The organism is Mesorhizobium sp. B2-4-18 (genome assembly GCF_006441385.1).
GTDB lineage: Bacteria > Pseudomonadota > Alphaproteobacteria > Rhizobiales > Rhizobiaceae > Mesorhizobium > Mesorhizobium australicum.
This window is the reverse complement of the sequence record NZ_VFUW01000008.1, coordinates 165,001-186,909: the sequence shown is the minus strand read 5'-3', so window position 1 is coordinate 186,909 and position 21,909 is coordinate 165,001. Positions and strand designations below refer to the sequence as shown.

The following is a 21,909-nucleotide window of genomic DNA, read 5'->3' as shown; positions in this document are numbered from 1 at the left end:
ACCAATCACGTGGCCGATCCGATGCCCAAGATCAAGTCCGTCGAGATCGGTAAGCTAGCCGGGTCTGCTGCCCGGTCGGCTCTGGGCTGGCCGGCGCGCATCCTGTTTCCGCCGGTCTGCGCCGGCTGCCGCCGGCAGGTCTCGCAGCCCGGTGTGTTGTGCGGCGACTGCTGGCCGAAGCTGCGGCTGCTGGAGCGGCCCTGGTGTCCGGTGATGGGCACGCCGTTCACCCATCACATGGGCGATGGTTTTCTGTCGGCGGAGGCTATCGCGGATCCGCCTCCCTTCGAACGGGCACGGGCCGCGGTCGTCTACTCCGGCGTTGCCCGCCAGATGGTGCAAGGGCTGAAATACCAGGACCGCACGGATCTCGCACCCTGGATGGCGCGCTGGATGGTCCGTGTGGGCGCCGAGCTCATCGCCGACGCGGATGTGGTGGTGCCGGTGCCGCTGCATTGGCGCCGTTTCTTCAGGCGGCGGTTCAACCAGTCGGCGGAACTGGCGCGCGCGGTTTGCGAGCTCAGCGGGCTGTCTTTCGCGCCCTCCGCCATGCGGCGCGTGAAACTCACCCGCCAGCAGGTCGGACTGGAGCGGCAGGAGCGCGAGGAAAACGTACGCGCCGCCTTTCGCGTGCCGGCAGAGGCCGAGATCGAGATTGCCGGCCGCAGGGTGCTTCTGATCGACGATGTCTACACCACCGGCGCCACCGTGCGTGCCGCCACCAAGGCGCTGAAAAGGGGAGGTGCGGCCGCCGTCGACGTGCTGACCTTTGCCCGCGTGTTGCCGGGGGACTTCCGGGCGGACGAGTCCGTGACTATATAAGTCGGCAACGGAAGCGGAACTCGTCATGGTCGATGTCACGATCTATACGCGCATGATGTGCGGCTACTGCACGGCGGCCAAGCGGTTGCTGGAGCGCAAAGGCGTCGCCTATACCGAGCACGACGCTTCCTTCTCCCCGGAACTGCGCCAGGAGATGATGTCGCGGGCTCACGGGCGCACGACCTTTCCGCAGATTTTCATAGGTGACACACATGTCGGTGGCTGCGACGACCTCCATGATCTGGAGGCAGAAGGCCGACTGGACAAACTGCTCGCCAACGGCTCGTCGATTTGAGGGTATGACAATGGGTGTTTTCAAGACGGCGGGTGTTTTCAAGGCGGCGGCAGTGCAGATGCGTTCAGGCGAGAGCCCCGAGCGCAATGCGGCCGATATGGAGCGGCTGGTGCGCGAGGCCGCGGGCCAGGGCGCGACCTATATCCAGACGCCGGAGATGACCGGTGCACTGATCCGCGACAAGGAAGCGCGTGCCGCCTCCTTCACCTCGCAGGACAAGGACATCGTTGTCGCAACCGCGCGGAAGCTCGCCAGTGAGCTTGGCATCTTCCTGCACGTTGGCTCGACCGCCATACTGCGCGCCGACGGCAAGCTCGCCAACCGCGCGCTCCTGTTCGGGCCCGATGGCGCGACGCTCGCCACCTACGACAAGATCCACATGTTCGACGTCGACCTCGATAACGGCGAAAGCTGGCGCGAATCCGCCGCCTATGAGCCGGGGACCGAAGCCGTCGTTATTCCGATCAACGATGCGAAACTAGGCTTTGCCGTCTGCTACGACCTGCGTTTTCCGCAATTGTTCCGTGCCGAAGCGATGGCCGGCGCCGAGGTGCTGACCGTGCCCGCGGCCTTCACCCGCCAGACCGGCGAAGCGCATTGGCATGTGCTGCTCAGGGCACGCGCCATTGAGAACGGCGCCTATGTCGTCGCCGCCGCGCAAGGCGGCCTGCACGAGGACGGCCGCGAGACCTATGGGCATTCGCTGATCGTCGATCCGTGGGGTCGCATCATCGCCGAAGCCGCGCATGACGAGCCAGCGGTGATTGTCGCCGAGATCGACCCGGCGCAGTCGCTTGCCGCGCGCAAGAAGATCCCCAATCTCAGGAATGCGCGGGACTTCACCATCAATGCCGGCGAGGCGCCGCGTCTCAGGGGCGCCGCATCTTGATCCGCTTTTCCCTGATCTGCGAAAACGAGCATGAGTTCGAGGGTTGGTTTCGCAGCAATGACGATTTCGACACGCAGAAGAAGCGCGGTTTTGTCGATTGCCCCAGCTGCGGCTCGCACAAGGTCGAGAAGGCGCTGATGGCTCCGGCCGTTTCCACGGCCCGCAAGCAGGAAACCATAGCGCTTGCCATGGGCGAGGCGCAGAAGCAGGCGCTGGCGCAGCTGAAGGCGATGGCCGAGAAGGTGCGCGAAAACGCCGACTATGTCGGCGACAAGTTCGCCGAGGAAGCGCGCAAGATCCATTTCGGCGAAACCGATGCGCGCGGCATCTATGGCGAGGCGACGCTGGAAGAGGCCAAGGGCCTGGCCGAGGACGGTGTCGAGTTCATGCCGATCCCGGTGTTTCCGGGCGACCGGAACTGAGCGATCAGCTCACGCTGCCGATCAACTTTTCCAGCAGGTGCGAAAGCGTTTCCCGTTCGGTCTGTGTCAGGCCGGACAGGATCTGGTGCTCGTTCGCCACATGGGCCGCAACGGCCTCGTCGATCAAGGCGAGCCCCTTTTCGGTCAGCCGCACGACGATGCCGCGCCGATCGTTGGGGTGCGGTGCACGCAGGATCAATCCGGCCTTTTCCAACCGGTCGAGCCGGTTGGTCATGGCGCCGGAGGTCACCATGGTGGCCTCGTAGAGCGCTGTCGGGGTCAGCGCGTAAGGCGAGCCGGAGCGGCGCAGCGTCGCCAATACATCGAACTCTCCCGCCTGCAGTCCAAAACGGGCAAACAGCGGAGCGAGGCGATCACGTGCTATCAGCGAGGAGACCTCATTCAAGCGCCCGATCACGGCCATCGGCGACACATCCAGGTCCGGCCGTTCCCGCCGCCATTGCTCGATGGCTTTCCCAGCGCGGTCCATCTATCTCACCATAATGTATCTTGACGTTAAGAATCTTTCCATTATCTTATCTCAATAGTCAACGCCGGCCAAGAGGCTGTGCACCCATAGGGTTCCATCATGAAATATCTCTGGGATTCGGCGCTCGGCCTGCTGGTTGTCACCGGCGGCCTGCTGGGCCTGACGCTGCCCTTCGGCAAGCTCGCCACGGCGGCCGGCGTGCCAGCCATGGTCTGGGCCTTTGTCATCTCGCTCGGCGCTGGCGGCGTGCTTTTGGGCGTGCTTTTGGGCGTGCTTTTGGGCGTGCTCCTGGCGCGTGGTCAGCGCATCCGGCTCACCCCGCACAAACTGCGCTATTTCTTCGTCACCGCGGCAGTGTCCTATGCCGTCCCCAATCTCCTGATGTTTTCGGCCATTCCGCATCTGGGCGCCGGCTACACCGGCATCATGTTCACGCTGTCGCCGGTGATCACATTGGTGTTTTCGATCCTGCTCGGCGTCCGGCGCCCCAACCTGCTGGGCGTATCAGGCATCGCCGTCGGCTTTGTCGGCGCCGTCATGGTGGCGGTGACGCGCGGCGAGGCCGGCCAGCCGGCCGATCTGTTCTGGGTGATGATGGGACTGCTGATCCCGGTCAGCCTTGCCGCCGGCAACATCTACCGCACCATCGACTGGCCGGAAGGAACCGGTCCCATCGAACTCGCGGTCGGCAGCCATCTGGCGTCCGCGGCGATGCTGCTCGTCGGCATCCTGACCTTGCTCGGAGGCAAGGCCTTCGTCCAGCTTGGCGCCGTGCCGCTCATCGTCTTGGCGCAGATGGCCTCGGCATCGGCGATGTTTGCTTTCTTCTTCCGGCTGCAGGCGGTTGGCGGTCCGGTCTATCTCAGCCAGATCGGCTATGTCGCGGCAGCGGTCGGGCTGTTTGCCGGCACGATCTTCCTTGGTGAACACTATCAACTGCTGACCTGGGTCGGCGCCGTCATCATCACCGCGGGCGTGTTCATCACCACCAAGGCGCAGAGCCAGAAAGCCTGACGGCTTCGAGGCGCACGTCGCACTGCCCTTAGGGTCACCGCCGGGCTCCGGCCTCGGCTGGCCGAGGATTGGCTGTCAGACCGATTCCTTTTCCGCCAGCACCATGTAGTTGACGTCCATGTCCTTCGACCGCGCCCAGCGGTCGGCAAGCGGATTGTAGGTGACGCCGGTGCGGTCGATGATGGTCAGGCCGGCGCCGCGCAGCGCCTTTTCCAGCTCTTCCGGGCGCACCAGCTTGCCGAATTGGTGGGTGCCGCGCGGCAGCCAGCGCAACACATATTCGGCGCCGATGATGGCGAGGCCGAGCGCCTTGAGCGTGCGGTTGATAGTGGCCACGAACATGATGCCACCGGGTTTGACCATCTCGCCGCATTTGGCGACGAACAGGTCGATATCGGCGACATGTTCGACCACTTCCATGTTGAGGACGACATCGAATTTTTCGCCGGCGTCGGCGAGATCTTCCGCCGTCGTGGCACGATAGTCGACGCTGACATTGCCCTCGGCGGCATGCAGTTTCGCCACTTCGATGTTTGTTTCGGACGCGTCCGCTCCGACCACCTCGGCACCGAGCCGCGCCATCGGCTCGCACAAAAGGCCACCACCGCAGCCGATGTCGAGGATGCGCAGGCCCTCGAACGGCCGCGCCGCCCGTGGGTCGCGGCCGAAGCGCGCCGCGATCTGGTCGCGGATATAGGAAAGCCGGACCGGATTAAATTTGTGCAGCGGACGAAACTTGCCGTTCGGGTTCCACCATTCGGCGGCAAGGGCGGAAAAGCGTTCCACCTCTCCGGCATCGATCGTCGATCGTCGGGGCTCAGGCATCGGTTGGTCTCCTCGGACGCTACAGCGCCGCGCGTCCTTCGGACGCGCAAAGGACGCTGTAGCACTTTGATTCTGCGCATGATCCCTTTCCGAAATCGAAGTCGATTTCGGGGTCATGCGCTAGGAAGTCGGGCGTGAGGCATCGAATGTCAAGGCAACATTTTCCTCTGCTGACAAAGTGGCTGGGCGATCAAAGGCCCAGCCTATTTCGTGTCCAGAACATCACGCAGCTTAGCCGCCAGCTGCTCGATGGTGAACGGCTTGGCCAGGAAGTGCACGTCATGATCGAGCATGCCGTTGTGGACCACGGCATTCCTGGTGAAGCCGGTGGTGAAGACCACTTTCAGCTCGGGCTGGCGCGCGAGCGCTTCCTCGGCGAGCTTGCGGCCGTTCATCACCGGCATGACGATGTCGGTGAAAAGCAGGGCGATGCCTGGTGTCGCGGCGAGCTTCTGAAGGGCCTCCGGTCCGCTTCCCGCATGGATGACGATGTAGCCGAGTTCGCGCATGACATCCGTCGTGGAGGCCCGCACGCGGGGGTCATCCTCGACGACGAGGATCGTCTCGGTGACCTTGGCGGCGCTCTTGTCGCGCCCGACGGGCGCTGCCGGCTCCTCGGCTCCGAAAAACCGGGGCAGGTAGATCTTGATCGTCGTGCCTTCGCCGGGCTCGGAGTAGATCTTGACGTGGCCGCCCGATTGTTTGACGAAGCCGAACACTTGGCTCAGCCCAAGTCCCGTGCCCTTGTTGACCGGCTTGGTCGTGAAGAAGGGTTCGAAGGCCCTGGCGATGGTCTCGGGCGACATGCCCGCGCCGGTGTCGGTTACCGCGATCATCACATATTGGCCAGGCGTGACTTCGGCGTGCGTCGATGCATAGCCGTCGTCGAGGTGGCTGTTGACAGTCTCGATGGTCAGCTTGCCCTCATTGTCCATGGCGTCGCGGGAATTGACGGCCAGATTGAGGATCGCGTTCTCGATCTGGCTGGGATCGGCGTGGGTTTTCCACAGGCCGCCCGCTAATACTGTCTCGATGCGGATGCCTTCACCCAAGGTCCGGCGCAGAAGATCGGACATGCCGGTCAACAGCCCGTTGATGTCGACAACCTGCGGCGCCAGAGGCTGCAGGCGGGAGAAGGCAAGCAGGCGGGATGTCAGGTTGGCGGCGCGGCTGGCCGCGTCGGTCGCGGCCTCGACGAGTTTTTCGATGTCATGCTCGCCCCGCTTCAGCTTGCGCTGGGCAAGGTTCATGGCGCTGAGGATCACCGCCAGCATGTTGTTGAAGTCGTGGGCGATGCCGCCTGTCAGCTGTCCGACAGCCTCCATCTTCTGCATCTGGCGTATCTGGGATTCGGCGTTTTCACGCGTCTGGATCTCGTTGCCTAGTTCGATGTTCTTGCGCATCAGCTCTTGCTGGGCGACGACCACCTCGTGGAAGCGGCGACGGGATTGACGTATGGTGTAGGCGGCAAGCAGGAAAATCGCCAGCAACGCGGCCAGTGAGCCGATCCGCAGCCAGGCCTCGACCCGGTCGGTACGCTCGTCGCGCGCGGCCACCGCGGCGGCGCCGATGCGTCGGATTGTGTCCATGCTGGCCCGCATCTCGTCCATGGCGGCCTTGCCCTGGCCACTGCGGACCAGTTGCAGGGCCTTTGCCGCATCGCCTCGCTCGTAAAGAGCTATGGTTTCGGCCAGGTCGGCCTGCTGTTGCGAAAGCGCGTCCTTGATGTGGCCGATCTGCTGGGCGATCTGATCGTCGGGAGCGGTCGCGCTGTCGACCCGCGCCAATTGTCCCGGAATTGCCTCGACGGCCTTCCGGTAAGGCTCCAGATAGGATTTTTCACCGGTCAGCAGGTAGCCGCGCTGACCACTCTGGGCCTCCTGCGCCAATGAAAGCAGCCCGGAAAGCTGCTCCTGGTACTCGATTGTCTCACGTGCGGCGGCACGACTGGCCCTTTGGCTCTCGACGAGCACCGCACGGGTGCCGACGATCAGTGCCAGCACCGCAAAGCCCGCGACAAGCGGGAGCGATTGCAATCGCATGGCGCGCCGAAGCCGAGCAATCATCTATTATGCCGAACCAAAAGCAATTTCCCGCGGGCAGCATTTGGTAAGCGGCGCCGGGCCGGAAGGCAATATGTCGTGCTGTTATGCAATCCGCCGTCAGCCTTGCGAAACCTTCCTCATTTGGCTATGGAGGCCGCGCATTCAGTGGCCGGCGGCAGCCGGACGCTTTTCTTCCATTTTCGGCCGCGGGCCGGCTCCAGTCAAAGGCATTTCGCTTCCATGGCGCGTATCGTGATGAAATTCGGCGGGACCTCCGTCGCCGACATCGCTCGCATCCGCAACGTGGCACGTCACGTCAAACGCGAGGTCGACGCCGGTCACGAGGTGGCTGTGGTGGTTTCGGCGATGGCCGGCAAGACCAACGAGCTGGTCGGCTGGACCCGCGAGGCCTCACCGATGCACGATGCCCGCGAATATGACGCGGTCGTCGCTTCCGGCGAACAGGTCACGGCTGGCCTTCTCGCCATCACCTTGCAGAACATGGGCGTGCATGCGCGCTCCTGGCAGGGCTGGCAGATTCCGATCAAGACCGACAACGCGCATGGCGCGGCGCGCATCCTCGACATCGACGGCGCCTTCCTGGTCAAGCGCTTCGGCGAAGGCCAGGTGGCTGTCATCGCCGGTTTCCAGGGCATCGGGCCGGACAACCGCATCGCGACACTCGGACGTGGCGGCTCCGATACCAGCGCCGTGGCGATCGCCGCCGCGGTCAAGGCCGACCGCTGCGACATCTACACCGACGTCGATGGGGTCTACACCACCGACCCGCGCATCGAGCCCAAAGCGCGGCGGCTGGCCAAGATATCGTTCGAGGAAATGCTTGAAATGGCCTCGCTCGGCGCCAAGGTTCTGCAGGTGCGTTCGGTCGAGCTTGCCATGGTGCACAGGGTGCGTACCTTCGTGCGGTCGTCCTTCGACGATCCCGATGCGCCCGGAATGGGGGATTTGCTCAATCCTCCGGGAACGCTCATTTGCGACGAGGAAGAGATCGTGGAACAGCAGGTCGTCACCGGAATTGCCTATGCCAAGGACGAGGCCCAGATTTCGCTGCGCCGCGTCGGCGACCGGCCGGGCGTCGCCGCCGGCATTTTCGGACCGCTGGCCGAGGCCAACATCAATGTCGACATGATCGTCCAGAACATTTCCGAGGACGGCAAGCTGACCGACATGACCTTCACCGTGCCGTCGGGCGATGTCGACAAGGCGCTGGCCGTGCTCGACCGGCTGAAAGCCGAGATCGGCTACGATGTCGTGCAGTCGGAAGCTGGCATGTCGAAGGTTTCGGTCATCGGCATCGGCATGCGGAGCCATGCCGGCGTCGCCGCCACCGCCTTCAAGGCGCTGGCCGACAAGGCGATCAACATCCGCGCCATCACCACCTCCGAGATCAAGATTTCGATACTGATCGACGGTCCCTATACGGAACTTGCGGTTCGCACTTTGCATTCCGTCTACGGTCTGGATAAGCAGTAGCAGGACTGAATCAGCTGTTGCGCACTTGCCGGGCGCGGCGGAAACTGCCCCGGCAAGAAGTCTATTGGAGAAGAAGCCGCGATGCGTGACACGGCCGTTGGCCCGCGCGTTTTGCTGAAACGGCTCCGCGAGCTCATGCAGGAGCCGCTGGAGCCGCAGGAGCGGCTCGACCGGATTGTGCGCGACATTGCCTCCAACATGGTCGCGGAAGTCTGCTCGCTCTACGTGCTGCGCGCCGATTCGGTGCTGGAGCTCTACGCCACCGAAGGTCTGAACCCGAACGCCGTCCACTTGGCGCAGCTGCGGCTAGGGCAAGGCCTGGTCGGCACCATTGCCGCGAGTGCCAGGCCGCTCAACCTGTCCAACGCGCAAGAACACCCGGCCTTCGCCTACCTGCCGGAGACCGGGGAGGAGATCTACAATTCCTTCCTCGGCGTGCCGGTGCTCAGGGCAGGGCGCACGCTGGGCGTCCTGGTCGTCCAGAACAAGACCATGCGCCACTACCGCGACGACGAGGTCGAGGCGCTGGAAACCACGGCCATGGTCATCGCAGAGATGATCGCCACCGGCGATCTGGCGCGGCTGACCCGGCCAGGCCTCGAACTCGACCTGCGCCGGCCTGTCAGCTTCACCGGCCTGTCCTTCAACGATGGCGTCGGGCTCGGTCACGTCGTGCTGCACGAGCCGCGTATCGTCGTCACCAATTTGTTCAACGAGGACAGCGAGGAGGAGGTCCGGCGGCTCGAAGCTTCGCTTGGTTCTCTGCGGCTTTCCATCGACGACATGCTGGAGCGCCGCGATGTCGCCTTCGAGGGCGAGCATCGCCAGGTGCTGGAAGCCTACCGCATGTTCGCCAACGACCGGGGCTGGGTACGGCGCCTGGAAGAGGCGATCCGTAACGGCCTGACGGCCGAGGCGGCGGTCGAAAAAGTTCAGAGCGACATGCGCGCCCGCATGCTGCACATGACCGATCCCTATCTGCGCGAGCGGATGAGCGATTTCGACGATCTCGCCAACCGGCTGTTGCGCCAGCTGATGGGACGTGGGCCCGAGGATGTCGCGGCCTCGCTGCCCAAGGACGCCATCATCGTCGCCCGCTCGATGGGCGCTGCCGAACTGCTCGACTATCCTCGCGACAAGCTGCGCGGGCTGGTGCTGGAGGATGGCGCGGCGACCAGCCATGTCGTCATCGTCGCGCGCGCCATGGGCATTCCCGTCGCCGGCCAGATGAAGGGCGCCGTTTCCATGGCGGAAAACGGCGATGCCATCATCGTCGACGGCGAGGAAGGCGCGATCCATCTGCGGCCGCAATCCGATCTTGAAGCCGCCTATGCCGAGAAGGTGCGGTTCCGGGCGCGCCGGCAGGAGGTCTACCGCGAACTGCGCAAGAAGCCGTCGACGACTCGGGACGGGGTCCAGGTCGACCTGCTGATGAATGCCGGGCTTGCCGTCGACCTGCCGCAGTTGGCGGAGGCGGGCGCCGCCGGCATTGGCCTGTTCCGCACGGAACTGCAGTTCATGGTCGCGTCGACCTTTCCGCGCGCCGAAGCCCAGGAAAAACTCTACCGCGACGTGCTCGAGGCAGCGCGCGGCAAGCCGGTCACCTTCCGCACCATCGACATTGGTGGCGACAAGGTGCTGCCCTATTTCAAGGGCGCGATCCAGGAAGAGAATCCGGCGCTCGGCTGGCGGGCGATCCGCCTGACGCTAGATCGGCCGGGCTTGCTGCGCACCCAGATCCGCGCCTTGCTCAAGGCCAGCGGCGGGCGCGAGCTCAAGCTGATGCTGCCGATGGTGACCGAGCTCGGCGAAATCGCCCAGGCGCGCGAAATCATCGACCGCGAGGTGCGGCATCTCTCACGCTTCGCCCATCACCTGCCGACCAGTCTCAAGCTGGGCGCCATGCTGGAAGTGCCGTCGCTGCTGTTCCAGCTCGACGAACTGATGAAGGCGGTCGACTTCGTCTCGGTCGGATCGAACGACCTGTTCCAGTTCGTCATGGCGGTCGATCGCGGCAACACGCAACTGGCCAACCGCTTCGATACGTTGTCGGCGCCATTCCTGCGCGTGCTCAAGCAGATCGCCGACGCCGGGGCCCGCAATCACACGCCGGTCACCCTGTGCGGTGAACTCGCCGGCAAGCCGATCTCGGCGATGGCGCTGATCGGCCTCGGTTTCCGCTCGATCTCGATGTCGCCGGCCTCGATCGGTCCGGTCAAGGCCATGCTGACGGAGCTGCCGCTGGAGGAGCTGAAGGCTTTCTTCGACGACAATCTGATGGCGCCGGCGCAAGGGCTGCCGATGCGGGCATTGCTGCAGGCCTTCGCCGACGACCGCTCGATCCCGTTGTAGCACCCTCATCATGGTCAATTTGCCCCGCGATCGTATGGATCAAGTCGTCAAGCGTTTCGAGATGCTCGAAGCGCAGATGTCGGCTGGACCGGCGCCGGATGCTTATGTGAGGATGGCATCGGAATATGCCGAGTTGCAGGAGATGGTGGCCAAGGTCAGGGAATTGCGCTCTGCCGAGCATGAGCAGGCCGACCTCGAAGCGATGCTCGCCGACAAGGGCACCGACGCTGAGATGCGAGCGCTTGCCGAAGCAGATTTGCCCGGCGTCGAGGAGCGCATCGAGACGCTGCAGAAAGACATCCAGATCCTGCTCCTGCCCAAGGATGCCGCCGACGACAAGAACGCCATTCTCGAAATCCGCGCCGGCACCGGTGGCGATGAGGCGGCACTCTTCGCCGGCGACCTGTTTCGCATGTATGAGCGCTATGCCGCCGAACGCGGCTGGCGGTTCGAAACGGTATCGGCCAGCGACGGCGATGCCGGCGGCTTCAAGGAAATCATCGCCACGATCTCCGGCAAAGGTGTGTTCGCCCATCTGAAATTCGAATCCGGGGTGCATCGCGTCCAGCGCGTGCCGGCAACCGAGGCCAGCGGGCGCATCCACACGTCAGCCGCCACCGTCGCCGTGCTGCCGGAAGCCGAAGAGGTCGACATCGATATCAGGGCCGAGGACATCCGCATCGACACGATGCGTGCCTCCGGCTCCGGCGGCCAGCACGTCAACACCACCGATTCCGCGGTCCGCATCACCCATCTGCCGACCGGCATCATGGTGGTGCAGGCGGAGAAGTCGCAGCACCAGAACCGGGCCAAGGCCATGCAGATCCTGCGCGCCCGGCTCTATGACATGGAGCGCAGCAAGGCGGATGAGGAGCGTTCCGAGTCGCGCAAGTCGCAGGTCGGTTCCGGCGACCGCTCCGAGCGCATCCGCACCTACAATTTTCCGCAGGGCCGGGTCACCGACCATCGCATCAACCTGACGCTCTACAAACTCGACCGGGTGATGATGGGTGAACTCGACGAAATCGTCGACGCACTGATCGCCGATCATCAGTCGAAGCTGCTGGCCGATATCGGCATCGATGGCTGACCATCCGCCCGCGGCGCTGGGGCCGCTGCTGCGGGAAGCGCGGACCCGGCTTGCCGCAGCCGGCATCGATGATCCCGCGCTCGATGCGCGGCTGATCGTCGAGCACTATTCCGGCACGACGCGCACCCAGGCGATCGCCGACCCCGCGTGCAAGATCGACGGGAACGCCATCGCCGCGATCGACGGCGCCCTGAGACGGCGAGCCCGTGGCGAGCCGGTGCATCGCATCCTCGGCTATCGCGAGTTCTACGGTTTGCGCTTGTCGCTGTCGCCGGAGACGCTGGAGCCGCGACCGGACACCGAAACGCTGGTCGAGGCGGTGCTGCCCTTCGTCAAAGCAATGGCCGCGCGGGAGGGCACATGCCGCATCCTCGATCTCGGCACCGGCACGGGCGCGATTGCCCTGGCGTTGCTGAGCGTCGTGCCGGCCGCGACCGCCACCGGTGTCGACATCTCCGCCGGCGCTCTGACCACGGCGGCCCGCAATGCCGGGCAATTCGGCCTCGGCGGCCGGTTCACGGCGGTTCAGTCGGACTGGTTTAAAAAAGTTTCCGGCCGGTACCATGTAATTGCCGCAAACCCTCCCTATATACCAACACAAGAGATTGGAAATCTGCAGGACGAAGTCCGCGATTTCGACCCGCGCCTTGCCCTTGATGGCGGTGTGGATGGGCTGAACCCCTACAGGATCATCGCCGCCGAGGCGGCAAGGTTTCTGGAAGCCGAAGGCAGGATTGCGGTCGAGATCGGCCACACGCAAAGCAACGAAGTCAACGATATATTTCGCGCAGCCGGTTACGCGGCTGGCGAGGTTTTTAGCGATCTCGGCGGAAACGACAGGGTTCTTGTTTTTCAACGAGCAACGTCTTGACGCAGTGCAAAAAAAGCGCTTGGCAATACCGGGGAATGCGGCTAGGGTCGCCTAACCGGATGAGACGAAGCAGGCAGTGCTCTTAGCGATTCGGTTTTTCCTTGGAAATAGCTGCCTTCTTGCGCAAACGACGCCCAAGCTTCGTGCGGGAATCGTCCGGCAAGTGATGTAACCGGAAACAGGATGACACGTGGCGCCAACGCAATCGATGCGGGCGAACGCCGGTGAAGAAACGAAACGGCTGGCTGCATGAGCGCCTCCGTTCGTGAAGAGTTTTTCAAAATTTCAAGATGAAGAGAGTCGAATGAGGCCACAACAGCAGAACAGGCGCATGCGCGGTCGCAACAACAATGGCGGCGGCGGTGGCAACAATAACAACAACAACAACAATAACAACAATCGTAAGGGGCCGAATCCGCTTACGCGCAATTACGAGAGCAACGGCCCGGACGTGAAAATCCGTGGATCGGCTCAGCAGATCGCCGAAAAATACGCCACGCTTGCCCGTGACTCGCACAGCTCCGGCGACCGGGTGATGGCGGAGAACTACCTCCAGCACGCTGAACACTACAATCGCATCATTGCCGCCGCGCAGGCGCAGATGCCGATCCAGAACGTCCAGCAGGCACGCGACGAGTTCGACGAGGACGGCGATGACGATCGCGACGAGTTCGACAATGCCGGCAGTGGGGCGGGCAATAGCAGCGGCAATGCAGGTTCCGATCCACAGCTTCCCGTAATCAACCATGGCGCAGGTCCGCAGCCGGTGATCGAGGGCATGCCTGCGGAGGTTGCGCTGAACCGGGAAAACGGTCGCGACAATCGCGACAACAGCGGGCGCGACAACAGCGGGCGCGACAATAACGGTCGCAACAATGGCGGCCGCGACAACGGTGGCGGGCGCCATCGCGATCGCCGCCCCAATGGCGGCTACGGCCAGCGCGACCACGCTTCACCCGAACAGGGCGGACAGCAACAGCGCAACGAGGCCCCGGGGCAGACGGAAGTCCAGGCAGAGGCCGCTCCGCCCCCCGAGACGGTCGCGGCGGCCGAGCCGGCTCCACGGTTCGAGAATTTTTCACCGGCAGGTCTGGCCGCCCAGGCCGAACTCAATGAGGCGGCCGCCGAAAGCGGTGCTGCCCGCCGTCCACGGCGTCCGCGCCGTCCGCGCACCAATGCCGATCAGGTCGAGAGCAGCAGCGAAAATGGGGACGCGGCCGAGACAGCGGCGGCTCCGGCCGACAGCGGCGGTGCCGAACCCGTGGTTTCCGACATCGACAACTGAGCGAACGGCATTCAAGGCCTTGAGCGGCGGAGAGAAATCTCCGCCGTTTTCGTTTGGGTTGACGTGGAATATTATGCACCTGCCATATTGCGACATCTTGAGGGGCAAGGGTCCATGCACCATATCTGGCCTGAACAGGATCCGGCTCGAATGGGCGGGTCCGTCACCGCAATCTGATCCGGTGCCGCAAAGCGGGCCGGTGATGGAAGGAGACAAATATGAACCTTGAGAAATACTCGGAGCGCGTGCGCGGCTTTATCCAGTCCGCGCAGACCATGGCGCTCTCGCGCAACCACCAGCAATTCACCCCCGAACACATTCTGAAAGTCCTCGTCGACGATGATGAAGGCTTGGCCGCGTCGTTGATCGAGCGCGCCGGCGGCAATGTCCGCGATGTCAAGCTCGGCGTCGAGACGGCGCTCGAGGCGATGCCCAAGGTGGAGGGCGGCAATGGCCAGCTCTATCTGGCACAGCCGCTGGCCAAGGTGTTCTCGACCGCCGAAGAACTGGCCAAGAAGGCCGGCGACAGCTTTGTCACCGTCGAGCGGCTGCTGCAGGCGCTTGCCATGGAGAAATCGGCCAAGACCGCCGAAATCCTGGCCAAGGCCGGCGTCACCGCGCAGGCGCTGAACCAGGTCATCAACGACGTCCGCAAGGGCCGTACCGCCGATTCGGCGAGTGCCGAACAGGGCTATGACGCGCTGAAGAAATACGCACGCGACCTCACCGCGGACGCACGCGCGGGCAAGCTCGACCCCGTGATTGGCCGCGACGACGAGATTCGACGCACCATCCAGGTACTGTCGCGCCGCACCAAGAACAACCCGGTGCTGATCGGCGAGCCGGGCGTCGGCAAGACGGCGATCGCCGAAGGGCTGGCGCTGCGCATCGTCAATGGCGACGTGCCGGAATCGCTGAAGGACAAGCAGTTGATGGCGCTCGACATGGGCGCGCTGATTGCCGGTGCCAAATATCGCGGCGAATTCGAGGAGCGGCTGAAGGCCGTGCTTTCGGAGGTCACTTCGGCCAGTGGCAACATCATCCTGTTCATCGATGAGATGCACACGCTGGTCGGCGCCGGCAAGGCCGATGGCGCCATGGATGCGTCGAATCTTCTGAAGCCCGCGCTGGCGCGCGGCGAACTGCACTGCGTCGGCGCCACCACGCTCGATGAATACAGGAAGCATGTCGAGAAGGATCCCGCCCTTGCCCGCCGTTTCCAGCCCGTCTTCGTCGACGAGCCGACAGTGGAGGACACGGTCTCTATCCTGCGCGGCCTGAAGGAGAAATACGAGCAGCACCACAAGGTGCGTATCTCCGATTCGGCACTGGTGGCGGCGGCGACATTGTCCAACCGCTACATCGCCGACCGCTTCCTGCCGGACAAGGCGATCGACCTCGTCGACGAAGCCGCCTCGCGGCTCAGGATGCAGGTCGATTCCAAGCCCGAAGCGCTGGACGAGATCGACCGCCGCATCATGCAGCTCAAGATTGAACGCGAAGCGTTGAAGGTCGAGACGGACGATGCCTCGAAGGACCGGCTCGCCCGCCTGGAAAAGGAACTTGTCGGCCTGGAAGAGGAATCGACAGAGATCACCGCGAAGTGGCAGGCCGAGAAGCAGAAGCTCGGGCTAGCGGCCGACTTGAAGAAGCAGCTCGACGAAGCGCGCAACGACCTTGCCATTGCCCAGCGCAAGGGTGAGTTCCAGCGCGCCGGCGAGCTTGCCTATGGCAAGATCCCGGAATTGGAAAAGAAGCTGAAGGAGGCCGAAGCCCAGGACGGCAAGGCCGGCATGGTCGAGGAAGTGGTCACGCCCGACCACGTCGCCCATATCGTGTCGCGCTGGACCGGCATTCCGGTCGACAAGATGCTGCAGGGCGAGCGTGACAAGCTGCTGCGCATGGAAGACGAGATCGGCAAGCGTGTCGTCGGCCAGGGCGAAGCGGTGCAGGCCGTTTCCAAGGCTGTGCGGCGTGCCCGTGCGGGCCTTCAGGATCCGAACCGGCCGATCGGCTCGTTCATGTTCCTCGGGCCTACCGGCGTCGGCAAGACGGAACTGACCAAGGCTTTGGCCAATTTCCTGTTCGACGATGAGACGGCGCTGGCGCGCATCGACATGTCCGAATACATGGAGAAGCACTCCGTCGCCCGGCTGATCGGCGCGCCTCCCGGCTATGTCGGCTATGAGGAAGGCGGTGCGCTGACCGAAGCGGTGCGGCGCCGGCCCTATCAGGTCGTGCTGTTCGACGAGATCGAAAAGGCGCATCCGGATGTCTTCAACGTGCTGTTGCAGGTGCTCGATGACGGCCGGCTCACCGACGGGCAGGGCCGCACCGTCGACTTCCGCAACACACTGATCATCATGACGTCTAATTTGGGCGCCGAATATCTCGTCAATCTCGGCGAGGATCAGGATGTCGATGCCGTACGAGACGAAGTGATGGGCGTGGTCAGGGCATCGTTCCGGCCGGAGTTCCTCAATCGCGTCGACGAGGTGATCCTGTTCCACCGGCTGCGCCGCAAGGACATGGACCGTATCGTCGAGATCCAGCTCAAGCGGCTCGAGAGCCTGCTGACGGATCGCAAGATCACGCTGTCGCTGGATCCCGAGGCGATCGAGTGGCTGGCGGCCAAGGGTTACGACCCCGCTTATGGTGCCCGGCCGCTGAAGCGGGTGATGCAGAAGGAACTGCAGGATCCGCTGGCGGAAAAGATCCTGCTCGGCGAGATCCTGGACGGCTCGACTGTCAAGGTCACGGCCGGTTCCGACCGGCTGAATTTCCGCTCCAAGCCGGCGATCGTCGCGGCCGAGGTCGCGGCCTGATTCAAACGCCGCGCGTCCACCGGACGCGCGGCGTTTTCATGCAATTGGCGGGGGATTGATGACGCTGGACGATTACAACGGCTTCTGCGCTTCGCTGCCTGCAACGAACCACGTGGTGCAATGGGGCGGCGCCCATGTCTGGAAGGTCGGGACCAAGGTGTTTGCGATCGGTGGCTGGGATCAGGGTCGGCAGCTCTTCGTCACCTTCAAATGCTCCGACATCGCCTATGACGTGCTCAAGGAGCAGCCCGGCCTGCGCCCCGCGCCCTATCTTGCCTCCCGCGGCATGAAGTGGATCCAGCGTCAGACAAGCCAGAGCATGGATGATGGTGCGCTGGAGGACTATCTGCGCGAGAGCCACCGCCTTGTTGCCCTTAAGCTGACGAAGCAGGCGCGCAAGGAATTGGGGCTTGGCGCAAGCTAGCCAATATTCCCCGAGGCGCCGGAAAACCGCCATCTTCATGCCCGGTTCATGTTGGAACCATATGGTGGGTAACTGGTTTGCTGGCGAAGGGTTCGCCGAACTGAACAATGCCGGCGGCGGCACATACGGACCGGAGAGTTTCGCACGATGCTGCGCAGTATCTTCACTCTTTCGGCATTTGCCGCGGGACTGGTGTTTTCCAATGCGTTCGCAGCGCCGACGCATGACGGTGCCGCCCAGCCTGTCCGTGCGTCCGGGAGCGGCGGCATTCTGCTCGCGCAGGACGGCAATCTCGACATTTATTACGATGCCAGGGGCAATCGCGTCATCGTCGATTCGGATACCGGCAAGGTGATCGCCATCCAGCCGCCGCAGACACGGCTCGACCGGCGGGCGCTGCGCCGCGAGAGCCGGATGCGTGAACTTGGCCGCGCACCCGCCGACGATGACCGCTACTATCTCGACGATCCCCAGGACATGGCCCGCTTCCGCCGCAGACAGTTGGAAGAAGAAGGCCGGGTCATTCCACCGCCCGCCGACGAATACGATCCTGACGGAAGTGGTTCAGTCGATGCTTATCCGCCGGCACCGCGGGAGGACGGCAGTTACGACAACAATTATCCCGACGCGCCGCAGCCGGGTACAATCAAGCGCCAACCGCTGAACGAGGCGTCGATAGACCCCGTCCGGCCGGCAGACCCGACGGACCAGGCAGCGCCCTCCGACCAGGCGGCATTGCCGCCAAAGGCCGGCGGCAAGACGTCGGTCGACCCGTCGCTTTCGTTGGGCGCACGCCAGGATGTCGCGGCGCTGCAGGTGCTGCTCGACCGGGGCGGGGCTTCGCCTGGCGTCATCGACGGGCGCTTCGGTTCGAATGTCGACAAGGCGCTGGCGGCCTACAATCAGATCAACGGCAGCAGCCTCAAATCGACCGATTCGGTCGGCATCCAGGCCGCATTGTCGCAGTCCGGTGGCGACGCGTTCGCCAACTACACCATCACCGCGGAGGATGCGGCCGGCCCCTATGTCGCGTCGATCCCGGAAGACTACAGCCAGAAGGCGCAACTCGACCGCATGGGCTTCACCTCCGTCACCGAGGCGCTGGCCGAGCGCTTCCACATGGACGAGAACTATCTCAAGGCGCTCAATCCGGACGCCAACTTCAATCGTCCCGGCACGATCATCAAGGTCGCGAATTTCGGCAAACTGGTTTCTACCCCCGTCACCCGCATCGTCGCCGACAAGGGCAGGAAGGAAGTTTTTGCCTATGATGCGTCCGGCAAGCTGGTCGCGGCCTACCCCGCCACCATCGGCTCATCGGACACGCCATCCCCGACCGGCATCCATGCCGTGTCGCGTGTTGCGCTCGATCCGAACTACACCTACAACCCCAACATCAACTTCAAGCAGGGCGAGAACAACAAGATCCTGACCATTCCGCCTGGGCCGAATGGCCCGGTCGGATCGGTGTGGATCGCCCTGGACAAGCCGACTTACGGCATCCACGGCACGCCGGAGCCCTCGAAGATAGGCAAGACCGAGAGCCATGGCTGCGTGCGCCTGACCAATTGGGACGCGCGTGAATTGGCCAAGCTGGTCTCGCCGGGCGTGCCGGTGGAGTTCGTCGAGTAGGTATGTCGATATTCAGGCGATGCCGGCCTGACCTGAATCTCAACATAAATCTCAACCAATGATCCTGCGCACCCACTTCACATTCGGCGTTGCCGCGTAGATCAACTGCACCACCAGAATGAAGCCGACGCTCGCCAACGGGGTGATCAGGCAAAGTGCGGCGCCGACGGCCCACAGGATCTGCGCCTTGACGATGCGCAGGTAGACCGTGCGTTTCGTTTCCGCATCGACGTCCTCCGCGACAAGGCCGCTTTTCTCCGCATACCGCCAACTGACGAACAGCGTGATGCCGAGCATCAAGAGGTTGAGCCAGTAAACCAGCACCGCGGTCCTGAATTCCAGAAAATCGGCCAGAAGGTCGGTCGAGAACGGCAAGAGCGCGATGAAGGCGAGAAAGCAGAGGTTCAGCGTGGCCAGCCGTCTGTCGGATTTGGCGATCAGACCATGCTGGGCCTGCTGGCCGAACCAGAAGATGGTCAGGGTCAGAAAGCTCAAGGCATAGGTGAGGAAGCGTGGCGCGAGTGCCGCGATGGCGGCGAGCAGATCATATTCGGAGTGAATCGCCTCATGCGCCGGCACCCTGATCTCGAGCACGATCAGGGTGAGCGCGATTGCGAACACGCCATCGGTGATGCCGACAATACGGCCGCGCCCCTCAACCGATGCTTCGAGCGGACGCTTCATCGATTTCTCCTGCCCGCGGGTCCTGGAAAACCTAAAGCGCGTCTCGTCGAAACGGATTCCTGCGACGCGCTTTAAATCTTGCCTGATGCATGTCGTTGTCGCAAAAGCCGAGGTCACATCTGCGCGACATGCATTAGCATGACTGCCGCGGTTTGCATCGGGGCAGATGCGATCCCTGGCAATATGGCTGGTTTCAAGGACAACAAGCCGCTGGCCGGTTGTTGCCGCCGCGCCGACGGCCTAATGAGGGTGACATGCATGCGCCCAATCAAGCCGCCGCCGTTCCGCTGATCGCTCCGGTCGCGAATGGCACGTTCTGCCCGCAATCGCAGCGGCGCTACGTGTTGATCGCGGCGATCCTGGCCTCGGCCCTCGGCTTCATCGACGGATCGATCCTGGCGATCGCCATGCCGGCGATCCGCGTCGACCTCGGCGCCAGCCTTGCCGAGGCGCAGTGGATTTCCAATGCCTATGCGCTGACACTCTCAGCGCTGATCCTTGCCGGCGGTGCCGCAGGCGATCGGTTCGGGCTGCGCCATGCTTTCGTGGCCGGCATTGCGCTGTTCGTCGTGACCTCGCTTGCCTGCGCGCTGGCGCCGAACGCTGTCGTGCTGATCGCATTTCGCGCGCTCCAGGGCATCGGCGCCGCGATCATGGTGCCGGGCAGTCTCGCCATTATCGCCAAGGCCTATCCGAAGAAGGAACGCGGCAGGGCGATCGGCATCTGGGCGGCGGCCTCGGCGCTGACCACCGCTCTCGGCCCCGTGCTCGGTGGCCTGGTGCTGTCGGCCTTCGGCGGCGGCATCTGGCGGGCGATCTTTGCCGTCAATCTGCCGCTCGGCCTGGTCTCGATCTATCTGCTGCTCGCCAAAATTCCGGCCGATGCGCCGACGGAGAAACGCAGCCTTGACCTTGCGGGCGGGGCGCTTGCGACTCTGGCCTTCGGCGCGCTTGCCTATGGGCTGACTTCAATGAGCGCCAGCGGCGAGAGCCACATGGCCGGTCCAAGCATTGCCGCCGGCGCCGTGCTGCTTGTGGTCTTCATCTTGTTTGAGCGGCGGCAGCGCGAGCCGATGATAGATCTCAGCCTGTTTCGCATCGGTGCTTTCGCCGGCGCCAACGTCGCGACGTTCTTTCTCTATTTCGCACTGTCAGCCAATCTTTTTTATCTGCCGATGCTGCTGATCGCAGGCTGGGGACTGAGCACCGCCGAGGTCGGCTTCATCTTCCTGCCGCTGTCGGCGGCGATCGCGCTTCTGTCGGGGCCCGTCGGCAAGCTGTCGGACCGGATCGGGCCCCGTTTTCCCATTGCCTGCGGCAGCCTGATCGTGGCGGTTGCCTTCGGCGGGCTGGCCTTGCTCGCCTATGCCGGCTTTCACCATTTCTGGACCGGCATCTTCCCCTTGATGGCGCTGATGGGGCTTGGCATGGCGTTGGTCGTATCGCCATTGTCCACCGCCATCATGACGGCGGTGGAAGACAAGGACACCGGCGCGGCTTCCGGCATCAACAACGCCGTCTCACGCATCGGCGGTTTGATCGCGGTGGCAGCGATGGGGTCGCTCGCTGCCTGGATTTACGCCAATGGCCTGGAGGTAAATGCCGCGCCCGGCGTGCCTGGCTTCGGCGAACCGCCACCGGCAGGACTTTCGCCGGCACTCGATGCGGCGAGGATCGCCGCCAGCGACGCAGCCTTTTCCGCCATCTCCTTGGTGACGGCGCTGCTATGCCTGCTTTCCGCTGTCATTGCCTGGACGACGATTTCGGGCGAAGCGCTGCCGTGGTCGCGGCGCGCCGAACCTCGGCAGGACGAAGGCTAAGTCTCAGCCTTCGATCTTGGCGCTGGCGACCTTCAGCGAATTGCCATCTTCCTGTTTCAGCAGATCGTCGATGCGCTCGCGCTCGCGCTTGAAGGCGACGAGATCGTCGCCCTTCAGCACCTTGCCGACCGGTAGACGGACGCGCATCGGATCGACTTTGGTGCCATTGACGATCAACTCGTAGTGCAGGTGCGGGCCTGTGGCCAGGCCGGTCTGGCCGAGATAGCCGATAGTCTGGCCCTGACGCACATGCATGCCCGGCTCCATACCTTTGGCAAAGGCACTCTGGTGATTGTACGAGGTCTCGTAGCCATTGGCATGGCGAATGATGATCTGCTTGCCATAGCCGCCGGCCCAGCCGACCTTCTCGATGACGCCATTGCCGGCGGCGATAATCGGCGTGCCGATCGGGGCTGCCCAGTCGACGCCTGTGTGCATGCGGACATAGCCGAGGATCGGATGCTTGCGGGCGCCGAAGCCGGAGCGGAACTTTCCGGCGGGCAGCGGATTGCGCAGCAAGAACTGCTGGGCGCTCGAGCCGTCTTCGTCGAAATAGTCCGTGCTGCCATCCTGCATCTGGAAGCGGTAGAAATTGCGCGTCGTGCCGCCGAAGGTCGCCGAGACATAGAG

Annotated in this window: 19 protein-coding genes (1 of these 19 only partly in view); 14 read left to right on the top strand and 5 right to left on the bottom strand. The window is 63.7% G+C overall.

Annotated features, from left to right (window positions below; genetic code table 11):
• The first annotated feature begins 9 nt into the window (after positions 1-9).
• The 4 genes from FJ527_RS20245 to FJ527_RS20230 are packed head-to-tail and all read left to right on the top strand — an operon-like array spanning position 10 to position 2,428.
• Complete coding sequence (locus FJ527_RS20245; RefSeq protein WP_140713097.1) at positions 10-822, top strand: ComF family protein; 813 nt, start codon at positions 10-12, stop codon at positions 820-822.
• 25 nt (positions 823-847) lie between these two features.
• Complete coding sequence (grxC, locus tag FJ527_RS20240) at positions 848-1,117, top strand: glutaredoxin 3 (RefSeq protein ID WP_127280365.1); 270 nt, start codon at positions 848-850, stop codon at positions 1,115-1,117.
• Between the two features lie 10 nt (positions 1,118-1,127).
• A complete protein-coding gene (locus FJ527_RS20235; protein WP_140823949.1) occupies positions 1,128-2,006 on the top strand; it encodes a carbon-nitrogen hydrolase family protein in 879 nt (292 codons plus the stop codon).
• Positions 2,003-2,428, top strand: coding sequence for a DUF1178 family protein (locus FJ527_RS20230; RefSeq protein ID WP_140823948.1), 426 nt, complete (start codon positions 2,003-2,005; stop codon positions 2,426-2,428). Before FJ527_RS20235 ends, FJ527_RS20230 begins: the two co-directional genes overlap by 4 nt.
• A 4-nt stretch (positions 2,429-2,432) precedes the next feature.
• Here FJ527_RS20230 and FJ527_RS20225 read toward each other — a convergent pair whose 3' ends face one another.
• Positions 2,433-2,918: a MarR family transcriptional regulator gene (locus FJ527_RS20225; RefSeq protein WP_140616867.1), complete on the bottom strand. Its 486-nt coding sequence runs from the start codon at positions 2,916-2,918 to the stop codon at positions 2,433-2,435.
• Positions 2,919-3,017: 99 nt separating this feature from the next.
• On the opposite strand from FJ527_RS20225, the gene FJ527_RS20220 reads away from it, so the two are divergent.
• Positions 3,018-3,932, top strand: a complete 915-nt coding sequence (locus FJ527_RS20220) for a DMT family transporter (RefSeq protein ID WP_140823947.1) — start codon at positions 3,018-3,020, stop codon at positions 3,930-3,932.
• A gap of 75 nt (positions 3,933-4,007) precedes the next feature.
• Here the strand turns inward: FJ527_RS20220 and ubiG are convergent, their stop codons facing one another.
• Both ubiG and FJ527_RS20210 read right to left on the bottom strand, forming a co-directional pair.
• The gene (gene ubiG, locus FJ527_RS20215; protein ID WP_140823946.1) at positions 4,008-4,757 is read right to left on the bottom strand and encodes a bifunctional 2-polyprenyl-6-hydroxyphenol methylase/3-demethylubiquinol 3-O-methyltransferase UbiG; all 750 of its coding nucleotides are present in this window, start codon (positions 4,755-4,757) and stop codon (positions 4,008-4,010) included.
• 203 nt (positions 4,758-4,960) lie between these two features.
• Positions 4,961-6,799, bottom strand: a complete 1,839-nt coding sequence (locus FJ527_RS20210; RefSeq protein WP_140824011.1) for a CHASE3 domain-containing protein — start codon at positions 6,797-6,799, stop codon at positions 4,961-4,963.
• A 243-nt stretch (positions 6,800-7,042) separates the two neighbouring features.
• Between FJ527_RS20210 and FJ527_RS20205 the strand changes: the two genes are divergently transcribed.
• The 8 genes from FJ527_RS20205 (at position 7,043) to FJ527_RS20170 (ending at position 18,775) form a co-directional block, all read left to right on the top strand.
• A complete protein-coding gene (locus tag FJ527_RS20205; protein ID WP_015315600.1) occupies positions 7,043-8,296 on the top strand; it encodes an aspartate kinase in 1,254 nt (417 codons plus the stop codon).
• 81 nt (positions 8,297-8,377) lie between these two features.
• A complete protein-coding gene (gene ptsP, locus FJ527_RS20200) occupies positions 8,378-10,648 on the top strand; it encodes a phosphoenolpyruvate--protein phosphotransferase (RefSeq protein WP_015315601.1) in 2,271 nt (756 codons plus the stop codon).
• 10 nt (positions 10,649-10,658) lie between these two features.
• Positions 10,659-11,738: a peptide chain release factor 1 gene (prfA, locus tag FJ527_RS20195; protein WP_140616872.1), complete on the top strand. Its 1,080-nt coding sequence runs from the start codon at positions 10,659-10,661 to the stop codon at positions 11,736-11,738.
• Positions 11,731-12,609, top strand: coding sequence for a peptide chain release factor N(5)-glutamine methyltransferase (gene prmC, locus FJ527_RS20190; protein ID WP_140823945.1), 879 nt, complete (start codon positions 11,731-11,733; stop codon positions 12,607-12,609). Before prfA ends, prmC begins: the two co-directional genes overlap by 8 nt.
• A 304-nt stretch (positions 12,610-12,913) precedes the next feature.
• Positions 12,914-13,894: a DUF4167 domain-containing protein gene (locus tag FJ527_RS20185; protein WP_140823944.1), complete on the top strand. Its 981-nt coding sequence runs from the start codon at positions 12,914-12,916 to the stop codon at positions 13,892-13,894.
• Between the two features lie 218 nt (positions 13,895-14,112).
• Positions 14,113-16,719 (top strand): ATP-dependent chaperone ClpB, encoded by a 2,607-nt coding sequence (gene clpB, locus FJ527_RS20180; protein WP_140713109.1) that lies wholly within the window; start codon positions 14,113-14,115, stop codon positions 16,717-16,719.
• Positions 16,720-16,777: 58 nt separating this feature from the next.
• Positions 16,778-17,143, top strand: a complete 366-nt coding sequence (locus FJ527_RS20175; RefSeq protein ID WP_015315606.1) for an MmcQ/YjbR family DNA-binding protein — start codon at positions 16,778-16,780, stop codon at positions 17,141-17,143.
• A gap of 147 nt (positions 17,144-17,290) precedes the next feature.
• Complete coding sequence (locus FJ527_RS20170; RefSeq protein ID WP_140823943.1) at positions 17,291-18,775, top strand: L,D-transpeptidase family protein; 1,485 nt, start codon at positions 17,291-17,293, stop codon at positions 18,773-18,775.
• Positions 18,776-18,826: 51 nt separating this feature from the next.
• Here FJ527_RS20170 and FJ527_RS20165 read toward each other — a convergent pair whose 3' ends face one another.
• Positions 18,827-19,459: a TMEM175 family protein gene (locus FJ527_RS20165; protein ID WP_140616877.1), complete on the bottom strand. Its 633-nt coding sequence runs from the start codon at positions 19,457-19,459 to the stop codon at positions 18,827-18,829.
• A 254-nt stretch (positions 19,460-19,713) separates the two neighbouring features.
• Between FJ527_RS20165 and FJ527_RS20160 the strand changes: the two genes are divergently transcribed.
• A complete protein-coding gene (locus FJ527_RS20160) occupies positions 19,714-21,279 on the top strand; it encodes an MFS transporter (RefSeq protein WP_140823942.1) in 1,566 nt (521 codons plus the stop codon).
• 3 nt (positions 21,280-21,282) lie between these two features.
• Here the strand turns inward: FJ527_RS20160 and FJ527_RS20155 are convergent, their stop codons facing one another.
• Positions 21,283-21,909, bottom strand: the end of a protein-coding gene (locus FJ527_RS20155) for a M23 family metallopeptidase (protein ID WP_181166413.1). It continues 1,344 nt past the right edge of the window; 627 of the gene's 1,971 nt are visible here — the last part of the coding sequence; the start codon falls outside the window, past its right edge — the gene reads right to left on this strand; it ends in the stop codon at positions 21,283-21,285.